Below are 10,050 nucleotides of genomic sequence, written 5' to 3' on the forward strand. Positions count from 1 at the left end.
GTTATATACGAGTTATTCGAGCAAGCCTTCCTTATTTGCGTAAGGATGGAGGAAAAATCATAAATATTGCGTCGTCTGCGATAAAAGAACCTCTGCCGGGCCTGATTTTATCGAATACCTTTAGAACTGCGGTTGTTGGTCTAGCAAAGACACTTGCTGTTGAATTAGCACCAGAAATTATGATTAATACCCTTGCACCTGGCCGGATTGCTACGGATCGACTGGCGCAATTAGATGCCATTGCTGCGGGTAAACAAGGGATCACGATTGAGGAAGTAGAGAAACAAGTAAGCTCAAAAATACCATTGAAGCGATATGGTCATCCAGAAGAGTTTGCCAAGTTTGCAGCATTTTTGCTTTCAGATGCAAATTCCTATATCACAGGTCAATCTTTCTTGGTTGATGGTGGTAATGTCAGGTCAATATGACTCATTGGATAAATTAAAAAAGTAAAAACCAGGAGTGAGATAAGTGGGGATAGTAAAAGACAAAACAATAATTGGTTTAATTGGTACAGGCGTGATGGGAAACAGTATGGCCCAGCATATCCTAAATACGGGTTTCAAACTCATCGTATATACGAGATCCAAAGAAAAAGCTCAAAATCTGCTGGAAAATGGAGCAAAATGGGCGGTTTCGCCTGAGGAGCTTGCACAGCAGGCAGATGTGATCATTTCAATGGTTGGATATCCAAAAGATGTTGAGGAAATCTATTTAGGTGAGAAGGGAATTTTGAAGAATCCTTGCCGTACTAAATATGTTATCGATATGACCACCTCAACCCCCTCATTAGCTGTAAAGATCTATGAGAAGGCACTTGATGCAGGGGTGAAAGCACTTGATGCACCCGTCTCTGGTGGAGATATTGGGGCAAGAGAGGGTAAGTTAACGATTATGGCCGGGGGTTCGAAGGATGACTTTGAAGATATTAAAAGTATTTTAGAGATTTTTGGTACGAATATCATCTATCAAGGTGAAGCTGGGGCTGGTCAGCACACAAAAATGTGTAATCAAATTGCGATTGCTTCGAACATGATTGGCGTTGCTGAAGCAGTCGTCTATGCAAAAAAAGCAGGTCTTGATCCGGAAAGAGTGTTAAAGAGTATTTCCGCAGGAGCAGCAGGAAGCTGGTCACTATCCAATCTTGCTCCAAGAATGATTAAAGGTGACTTTGCTCCAGGATTTTATATTAAACATTTCATTAAGGATATGGGGATAGCCCTCGAAGAAGCAGAAAAAATGCAGATGGATGTTCCGGGATTGAAGCTGGCAAAGTCGCTATATGAAGAGCTTGCAGAAGCAGGAGAAGAAAGCAGTGGTACGCAAGCGATTTTAAAGCACTGGTCATAATAAAAAAGAAAGACGAGCTTGATGAAGCTCGACTGTTTCTTTTTAGTAGTTAGTCTTATTAGAAAGAAATGTTTCCATACGGTTCATTGCTTCTATAAGTGTATCCATAGAGTACGCATAAGATAAACGGAAATACCCTTCACCAAACTCAGAAAAAGCATTGCCTGGTACAACTGCTACGCCTGCTTTTTCCACTAACTCGAGACAAAAAGAGAGTGATGTGCTGGAACCTTCAGGCAACTGAATAAAGAAGTAAAAAGCTCCATCGGGCTTGATAACATTCAGGTTCATATCGAGAAGCCGATTATATACATAGTCTCGTCGTTTAGCGTACTCCATTTTCATTGGCAAGGCATCATCGTAACCATCGGTAACTGCGGCTAGAGCAGCACGTTGAGAAATGGATGAAGCGCAGGTAACATTATATTGATGTACTTTTAGAATTTCTTGAGCAATCACAGTAGGGGCAAATAAAAAACCAATTCGCCAGCCTGTCATGGAATGGGACTTAGACAAACCATTTAAAACAATTGTCTGCTGTCTAAGGTATGATGCAATAGAAGTATGTTCTTTTTCATAAACAAGTTCACTATAAATCTCATCTGCAAGGATGAAAATCTCTTTATCCTTGATAAGCGCTGCAATATCCTGCAATTCCTCAGCAGTAAGCGTTACTCCTGTTGGATTAGAAGGATAAGGAAGCACAATACAGCGCGTATTTGGTGTGAGTAAATTTTCGATAATATCAGCTGTCATTCGGAAACCTGTTTGAGTTATATCAGCATATATCGGCGTTGCCCCGCACATCTTAATAATAGGTTCGTATCCAGGATATACAGGTCCAGGCAAAATGACTTCAACTCCTGGTGTCAAAATTGTCCGGAACGTGATATCAATGGCTTCACTAGCACCGCTGGTCACAATAATTTCTTGGTCAGGGTCGTACTGCAGCTGATATTTACCCGAAATATATGCTGAAACGGCTTTTCTAAGCTCAATATCGCCTGCATTATGTGTATACACGGTATAATTATTATCAATGGCTTGTTTAGCAGCTGTTTTAATATGATCAGGAGTAGGAAAGTCAGGCTGACCTATGGTTAATGAAATCATATTCTTGTTTCCAGATACTAAATTATAAAATTTTCTAATTCCTGAGATTTCAACTTTTTTTACGAGTGGGTTAAGTAAATGATCCATGTTTAGTGCCCCCTTTTTAGCTACTACTTATTTTAGCACTTTAACGAGGTGAATTTCTATCGTTAGACGAAACATCTGTTAAACTGGACTTTAAACCATTTATATAATAGAAAACAGCTAAGGATTTGATGACTTGATAAATACGTTTGTTATTACTAAAGATCATAAAATGATCATAGATTGTCCGCTTGAAGAAGTGAAAAAAGATCATGTCGATTGGTACTGGGTAGATTTTAACCAGCCGTCAAAAAGTGAAATTGAACAATTAGCTACTTTTTTTCAGTTTCACCCCTTAGCTATTGAGGATTGTTTAGATCATTATCAGCAACGGCCGAAGCTTGATTTTTATGATGGCTATGAATTCTTAGTCATTCATGCACTTGAAAAAAAACGACTGAATGCCGTGGAGCTGGACATGTTCGTCGGCCATGACTTTATTGTCACCTTTCATAAAGAAGCCATTATAGAGATAGAGGAAATCTGGAAGAAGGTTACCCAAAGTCATCAGACATTGAAAGGACCATTCTTTTTAATGCACGGAATTATCGATAAGTTGGTAGATGAATATTTCCCGTTAATTTATCACATGGAGAGGGAATTAAACGAGATTGAAGATAATCGGGCCAATAAAAACATAAGTTATTTGATGGATCGTTTATTTGATTTACGATCAGATCTATCAATATTTAGAAAAACTATTCTGCCAATGCGCGACTTGTTATATCGTATGGTTCATTCTGATAGACTGAAATTCTTAACTGATCAGCATTTATATTTTAATGATGTTTATGATCATTTGTTGAAGCTGTCAGAAATGCTTGATTCGTATCGTGATTTTTCTTCGGATATAAGGGATAGTTACCTCTCAGTTAACTCAAATAATATGAATGAAACAATGATGACATTAACGGTTATTACAACAATCTTTATGCCATTAACGTTTATTGCAGGAGTTTACGGAATGAACTTCAAAAACATGCCTGAACTTGAATGGCATTATGGTTATTATATAATTCTTGGAGTTATGGTTGGAATTGCAATATGTATGTTTATGTACTTTGTTAAAAAAAATTGGTTGACCATCAGACGGAAACATAGGAAATAAGGGTGAATCTTAGTGTGGAAATAAATAAAAAACAGCGTCTTTTTTCCTATTTTTAGTGATTATTAATGAATATTTTGGTAATAATAACGCGGTTTTGTTACAATCAATATGCAATTATTAGTAGTTAACTAGGGTTAAAGGAGGAAGTGTTCTATGAGTGAAGTAGCTGTAAATGACTATGTAAATGTAAGTGAAAGGTATGGAGGATTTTGGATTCGAGTGGCTGCATCGATCATTGATGGAATCATTATCTCAGTTCCGCTGAGTGTTCTATTTATTATTTATAGCTTTATTACGGCACCAGAAGAAGGCACTGCTACTGATGGAGAAATGGTGACCTTCTTGCTTGGATTCACCGTTATTTACATTATTGCGTTAGTAGCTATAGCATTATATTATATTTTAACAACTGCATCGAAAATGCAAGGTACTGTTGGGAAAAAAATAATGGGGTTAAAAGTAGTAGATTTGAATGGGAATCGTCTTACCTTTGGTCGAGCGACCGGCAGGTATTTTGCAACTATACTGTCAGGGATGATTTTTAACATTGGTTATTTAATGGCTGCTTTTACGGAAAAAAAACAAACGCTGCATGATATGATAGCCAGTACATTAGTTGTAAAAAAATAAATTTAACAAAAAAGCCGGTTTCTTACACAGAAATCGGCTTTTTTTCTTAAATCCCTTAACATGAGGTCTGTTTATTCCGATTTATATAAAGAAAGATCTACTGATTGGATCAAGTAGATCGTTAAATTGAAACATGAAGATTGGAAGTGCGAGATGGAAAATAAACAAGGAATCCTGCTGGAAAGCGGGACCAATGAATTGGAAATTGTAGAGTTCGGAATTGGGACAAATAAATTTGGGATTAATGTTATTAAAGTGAAGGAGATTATCAATCCTGTACCAGTTACCTTTGTCCCGCATACGCATAAAAATGTTGAAGGACTGATTGAGTTACGGGGAGAAGTGCTTCCAGTCGTTAATGTTGCTGAAGCACTAGGGTTTCCACCTTCGAAGAATCCAAGTCAAGATAAGTTTATCGTTTCAGAATTTAATCAACAAAAAATAATTTTTCATGTTCATACAGTCACTCAGATTCACCGGCTTTCTTGGAACCAAATAGAAAAACCTTCTGAGATGTTTCAAGGGCTTGAAAGTCAGACGACCGGTGTCATTAGGTTAAATGGGGAAATGCTCTTACTGTTGGATTTCGAGAAAATAGTAGTGGATATTAATCCGGATTCAGGAATTAATAGTAAACAGGTAAAGAAGTTAGGGAAGAGGGAGCGGTCGAATAAACGAATCGTCGTCGCAGAGGATTCACCGCTTTTAAGGCAGCTTTTACATGACACATTAACAGAAGCAGGATTTGAAAACCTCGAATTTTTTGAGAACGGCAAAGATGCTTTGAATTATTTGGAGAATTTGATTGAAGCTGGGGAAAATGCGGTTTCTGATGTAAAGTTGGTCATAACGGACGTTGAAATGCCTCAGATGGATGGACATCATTTGACCAAACGAATTAAAGAGCATAAAGAGTTAGCGAAACTGCCTATCATTATTTTTTCTTCATTAATCACGGAGGATCTTCGTCATAAAGGGCAGCTTGTGGGAGCAGACGCACAGGTTAGTAAGCCGGAAATTGCAGAATTGATTTTACTGATTGATGAACTAATTTTATAAAAGTAAAAAGAGAAAAAATCGGGCAATTCCTGCACCGATTTTTTCTCTTTTTGGAGAGTATTAGGGAAAGTTAAACGTTTAGGAGATAGCAGAAGCTAACGTGATTTATATCCTTTTCCTAAAAATGACGAAAGAAATGTATTTTCGTATTTTTGATTTTGCTGCCGGCGTGATGGTTGATTAGGTTTGCCGGAATTCACATTGGACATTTTTGTCTCGACTGCCTGTCCAATATACGTTTGCAAAATTAGTTTCGCACGTGATAAGGATAATACAGCTTTCGGGTTTCGAACGGATGAAGAGCGGTTCCCGAGGTGAGGAAGGGTTTTTAAATCATCCCTGGTAGGAGGAAGATGGAAGATATATTCTCCACATTGGATAATGACATCGGATTGTTGTGCAGAAAACTTAGGGTTATCAGAAAAGTGAAGACCTAACTTTTTTGCTTTCCCCTCGCTTAATAATTTTAGTATGGTTAGGCGTTTTAATTCATATAAAGCTTTGGGTTCAGGTGCTGTTTTAGCATGTTTATTGACTATAAAAATGGCTTGGGCAAGAGTGTTATCGGATGGGGGAATTTGCTCCCGTTGCCCGGTTGTTGGTTTCATATAGAATCTCCTTTCCTAAAATACTGGTGCCTTGCAGTACATATTATACCATTATCCCTATTGAAAGGAAGGAAAGAAAAAATACATTGAAATTAATTGGAGTGGAAGAGGTGACACCAAGGAAGAAGTTCAATTAGATCAGTACGCTGACTATAGTATAGCAAATCTAGGTCATAGACCAAAATTCGAAGGCAATAAAAAAAGAAAAGGCTGTCGAAGTTCTCGTCAGCCAACAGTTGGTGCGAATTGTCAATTATTGATTTGTTAATCTTCCAGAACCAGTATAGATGTTAATATTGTCGGTTACTGCTTGCTGGGTTCCGAATGCTGCGGGATACCCTTGATAGCTGGGGTAACCGCCTTGATAATACCCTTGCTGGTACCCAGGTGGATAGCCCAGATAAGGCTGCGGAGGATATGGATAGGGCGGCCGGTTATATAACAATGCACTGCCGGCGAGTGCACCGCCAGCCAAACCAGCTACAAATGGAAGAAGTAATGGAAAGAATGGAACAAATCTCCCGTTCTGGGGAGGCGGGTAGCCATTTCTCATATGCTGCTCTTGATAGACAGGGGAATATGCTGGATAGGGGGAGTGCATGAAAAGACCTCCTTTTCTATAGTTCTTTTCATTCTATGATATTTTCAATGAAAAGAGCCTGTTTATACTGATTCTGATATAATGTAAGAATGAGTATATGAAATGGACGTGGATTGGGAATGCTGAAAAAGTATCTCTTTGTCGGAATTGGCGGTGCTTTAGGTTCTTTTCTCCGTTATGGAGTTAATGTATTTATTCATATGCCAGTCTTTCCTTTAGCTACTTTAAGTGTCAACCTTATCGGCACCTTTACTCTAGGGATGCTGACAGGGTACTTTTCAAAAAGAAATCAGCCAGTGCCTCTTTTGTTAGGTACGGGTTTATGTGGTGGTTTTACGACAATGTCGACTTTCACAGCGGAATCGATACGATTACTTGAAACGTCCGTATGGCTATCAAGTTTGTATATCAGCGCTACTCTAATGTTAGGAATCAGTTTCGGTTTATTAGGGATTTCTATTTCAAAAGGTGATGTACAGGGATGATAGATATAATGGCAGTACTAATAGGAGGGTTTATTGGTGCTGTTGCAAGGTATGGTATAAGTTCGTACCTATCGAGAAACATTACTACCAGTTTTCCCTGGGGTATTCTATCTGTTAATTTAATTGGTGCACTAGTCATGGGGTTTGTATTTCCAGAAAACGTCGATGAATTGAAAACCGCTGAATTATTATTGATTACTGGTGTTCTAGGCGGATTTACTACTTTTTCTACGTTTGGTATGGAGTCTATTGAATTACTTAAAAAAGGGAGCTACCTGCATCTTGCTATCTATATTGTAGGTACCGTTGTTGGGGGAATGCTGCTCTTTTCTGCGGGTTACCTGCTGTAAGAGGTGAAGCTTTTTAACCATAAACTAATTAGAAAAGCTCATAAAAAATGCCATGGAATCATCCATGGCATTTTTGTGCCGAAAGCTCGTCGTCAAACACATAATTGCAATAATAAGAAGAAAAGCTGTTTTTCTATTACCAAACTAATGATATAATTCATTAGAATGGGACTTTTGTAGTGAATTAGGCAGGATTGCTTATTTTTACGGATTTTCTTTTATTCTTTCTGCAATTCGTATAAAGTTATTTCAGGTCGAGAAAGAAAACGATAGGGTAGCCTTGTTGTACCTAGTCCTCTGTTGACATGCAGGATCATGTTTTGAATGTCATACGTACCTTCTGTATACTTTTCGGCATATGGCGGAGTGACTAATGCCCCTGCTAAAGGAATCTGGATTTGTCCCCCATGACTGTGACCACTTAGCTGCAGCTGAACATTATAGTTAACAGCTGTATCAGCTAGATCAGGTGCATGAGATAAAAGAATAGTATACCCATTAGCTGGAATTCCCGACAGCGCACTTTTAAAGTCTGGCCTGCCAAGCATAGCGTCGTCAATGCCAGCTAAATAAATAGCTTCACCACTCAAAAGTGAAAGTTTAGAATGAGCATTTTGAAGTACTTTAAAATCGGACTTCTCCATAATATTACGATAAATTTCAGAACCATTTCCACCATGGTCATGGTTTCCAAATATACAATATTTACCGGAAGGTGTTTTGATTTTCTTTAAATAAGAAATGATTTCTTCAGGCATAGGATATTCGTTCGGCTGATCCATTAGGTCGCCGCTGAATATGATAACATCTGGATTAAGCTTTTCCATTTTGGTAATGACAGAGATCAAATCTTTAATCTGAAACTGAAATCCAAGATGTGTATCACTAAATTGAACGATTTTAAAACCATTAAAGCCTTCAGGAATTAATTTGTGCTTGATCGTTATTCGTTTGATATCGATCCAGCCAGGCTCGATATCATGGGCGTAATAATGGCCTCCCATACCTATTCCTGTAATGCTTAGTAAAGTTCCTGCAGATTTTTTTAAAAAAGATCTTCTCGACATATTTTTTTTCACTATTAATCAACCTATTCTGTAAAAATATTACTACCTCATACTAACAAAGAATAATCATAAAAAGAAGAATATGTTGTTTTTTTATTGCATTTTAATCAAAGTATAAGCTTTTTGTAAACCGCAAATAAAGCAATCACCATCACTTGTGCGATATTGAACATCTTTACGGGGGTACTTTATGACTACGCAGTCAATGTTTTTACCGATTATCATCCTGTTATGTGTCTTTTCTCTATTTATCTATGGAAAATTCCGTGCAGATATAGTTGCACTTGCTGCTATGTTGCTGCTAGGAATAATCGGCATATTAGAACCAATGGAACTATTAGCTGGATTTTCTAATCCAATCACGATTATTCTTGCCAGTTTGTACATAGTGGGAGCTGGTATATTTAATACTGGACTCGTTGAGAAAATTTTTCATCCGCTCTTGAAATGGAGTGGAGGCAGTGAGCGGAGATTAATGGTCGTTATTATGCTTTCAGCCGGGTTCTTAGGAGGTTTCTTAAGCAGTACGGGGATTGTTGCAATCATGCTCCCTATTGTTATGAGTACAGCCCTCAAGCAGCGGAGAAGTCCTTCAAAGTTTTTAATTCCTTTAGCTTTTGCAAGTGGATTAGGAGGACTGCTGACAGTAGTGGGTACACCATCTAACTTAATCATAAATGATGTGCTGAAAAAAAATAATTATGAACCGTTAGCCTTTTTTTCATTGACACCAATTGGTCTTATTACGCTCCTAGCGGCTCTTTTATTAATTCTGTTTATGGGTGAAAAGCTGCTGCCTCATCAGCATTTGGCTGCCAAGAGCAGCGGGAAAGATCTGTCAGCTGGTGAATTAGCGGGGATGTATAAGGTATATGATAGACTTCACTATCTCCAAATACCCAAACACTCTGATTTAGTAGGTGAAAGGCTTTCTGATTTGGTACTGCCTATTAATTATGAGATTACTGTAATTGAAATAAAACGAAAATCCAAAGATAAGCAGCTGGGTCTGCTCTCTAAAAACCAAAATTTGTCGGCAAAAGCAGACGAAGTATTTCATCCAGACGATGTAATCTTAGTGTTTGGTGAAGCAGAAGCAGTAACTCGTCTGACAGTTGATTATGAATTAGAAACACGGCCTTTTAATCAGGAAGAAGTAAAAAAACATCTGGCTAACAGTAAATTTGGGATGACAGAAATTTTAATTATGCCTCATTCTGATTATGAAAATCAGACTTTACGAGATATTCATTTTCGGGAAAAATATCAATGCAGTGTACTAGCTATTAATCGTAAAGGTGAATATATTCAAGCGGATCTTGGTACCGAAATATTAAAACCAGGGGATGCACTTCTCATTCATGGTGAATGGGTGAATATTGAAATGATCTCGGCTGACCTGCAAGATATTATTGTTCTCGGCAGTGCAACAGAAGAAAGTGATTATGTTCAGGAAGCGAAAGCACCGATCGCTGCCTCTATCGTGATACTTATGATTCTTCTGCTTGCCTTTAACATCATTCCTCAGGTTTATACTGTTTTAATGGCAGGATTTCTTATGGTGTTCACTGGCTGTGTTCGGTCGGTGGAAGAAG

The 10,050-nt window shown here is 38.0% G+C and carries 12 protein-coding genes; 8 read left to right on the plus strand and 4 right to left on the minus strand.

Annotation, left to right across the window (positions count from 1 at the left end; all coding sequences use genetic code 11):
* On the plus strand, nucleotides 1–428 hold a 428-nt coding region (locus AC52RT_RS08075), incomplete at its 5' end, for an SDR family oxidoreductase (RefSeq protein WP_495540268.1).
* A gap of 43 nt (nucleotides 429–471) precedes the next feature.
* The gene (locus tag AC52RT_RS08080) at nucleotides 472–1,350 is read left to right on the plus strand and encodes an NAD(P)-dependent oxidoreductase (RefSeq protein WP_495540269.1); all 879 of its coding nucleotides are present in this window, start codon (nucleotides 472–474) and stop codon (nucleotides 1,348–1,350) included.
* 42 nt (nucleotides 1,351–1,392) lie between these two features.
* On the opposite strand, the gene AC52RT_RS08085 is transcribed toward AC52RT_RS08080, so the two are convergent.
* A complete protein-coding gene (locus AC52RT_RS08085; protein ID WP_495540270.1) occupies nucleotides 1,393–2,550 on the minus strand; it encodes an aminotransferase A in 1,158 nt (385 codons plus the stop codon).
* Between the two features lie 133 nt (nucleotides 2,551–2,683).
* Between AC52RT_RS08085 and corA the strand changes: the two genes are divergently transcribed.
* From corA to AC52RT_RS08100, 3 genes are all read left to right on the plus strand, one after another.
* Nucleotides 2,684–3,655 carry a magnesium/cobalt transporter CorA gene (corA, locus tag AC52RT_RS08090; protein WP_495540271.1) on the plus strand — a complete coding sequence of 324 codons (972 nt, stop codon included), beginning with the start codon at nucleotides 2,684–2,686 and terminating at the stop codon, nucleotides 3,653–3,655.
* A 153-nt stretch (nucleotides 3,656–3,808) separates the two neighbouring features.
* Entirely contained in the window at nucleotides 3,809–4,285 is a 477-nt protein-coding gene (locus AC52RT_RS08095; protein ID WP_495540272.1) for an RDD family protein, read from the plus strand.
* Nucleotides 4,286–4,438: 153 nt separating this feature from the next.
* On the plus strand, nucleotides 4,439–5,344 hold the full coding sequence (locus AC52RT_RS08100) for a chemotaxis protein (RefSeq protein WP_495540273.1): 906 nt from the start codon (nucleotides 4,439–4,441) through the stop codon (nucleotides 5,342–5,344).
* A 95-nt stretch (nucleotides 5,345–5,439) separates the two neighbouring features.
* Here AC52RT_RS08100 and AC52RT_RS08105 read toward each other — a convergent pair whose 3' ends face one another.
* Both AC52RT_RS08105 and AC52RT_RS08110 read right to left on the minus strand, forming a co-directional pair.
* Nucleotides 5,440–5,952: a YkyB family protein gene (locus AC52RT_RS08105; protein WP_495540274.1), complete on the minus strand. Its 513-nt coding sequence runs from the start codon at nucleotides 5,950–5,952 to the stop codon at nucleotides 5,440–5,442.
* A 253-nt stretch (nucleotides 5,953–6,205) separates the two neighbouring features.
* On the minus strand, nucleotides 6,206–6,553 hold the full coding sequence (locus tag AC52RT_RS08110) for a hypothetical protein (RefSeq protein ID WP_495540275.1): 348 nt from the start codon (nucleotides 6,551–6,553) through the stop codon (nucleotides 6,206–6,208).
* Nucleotides 6,554–6,672: 119 nt separating this feature from the next.
* Here AC52RT_RS08110 and AC52RT_RS08115 point away from each other — a divergent pair, with 119 nt between their 5' ends.
* Together AC52RT_RS08115 and crcB are read left to right on the plus strand one after the other, a co-directional pair.
* Nucleotides 6,673–7,038 carry a fluoride efflux transporter FluC gene (locus AC52RT_RS08115; RefSeq protein ID WP_495540276.1) on the plus strand — a complete coding sequence of 122 codons (366 nt, stop codon included), beginning with the start codon at nucleotides 6,673–6,675 and terminating at the stop codon, nucleotides 7,036–7,038.
* An 8-nt stretch (nucleotides 7,039–7,046) separates the two neighbouring features.
* A complete protein-coding gene (gene crcB / locus AC52RT_RS08120; protein ID WP_495540277.1) occupies nucleotides 7,047–7,388 on the plus strand; it encodes a fluoride efflux transporter CrcB in 342 nt (113 codons plus the stop codon).
* A gap of 218 nt (nucleotides 7,389–7,606) precedes the next feature.
* Here crcB and AC52RT_RS08125 read toward each other — a convergent pair whose 3' ends face one another.
* Nucleotides 7,607–8,455, minus strand: a complete 849-nt coding sequence (locus AC52RT_RS08125; RefSeq protein ID WP_495540278.1) for a metallophosphoesterase — start codon at nucleotides 8,453–8,455, stop codon at nucleotides 7,607–7,609.
* Between the two features lie 190 nt (nucleotides 8,456–8,645).
* On the opposite strand from AC52RT_RS08125, the gene AC52RT_RS08130 reads away from it, so the two are divergent.
* A partial coding sequence (locus AC52RT_RS08130; RefSeq protein ID WP_495540279.1) for an SLC13 family permease occupies nucleotides 8,646–10,050 on the plus strand: 1,405 nt, incomplete at its 3' end.

The organism is Peribacillus sp., from assembly GCF_059453735.1.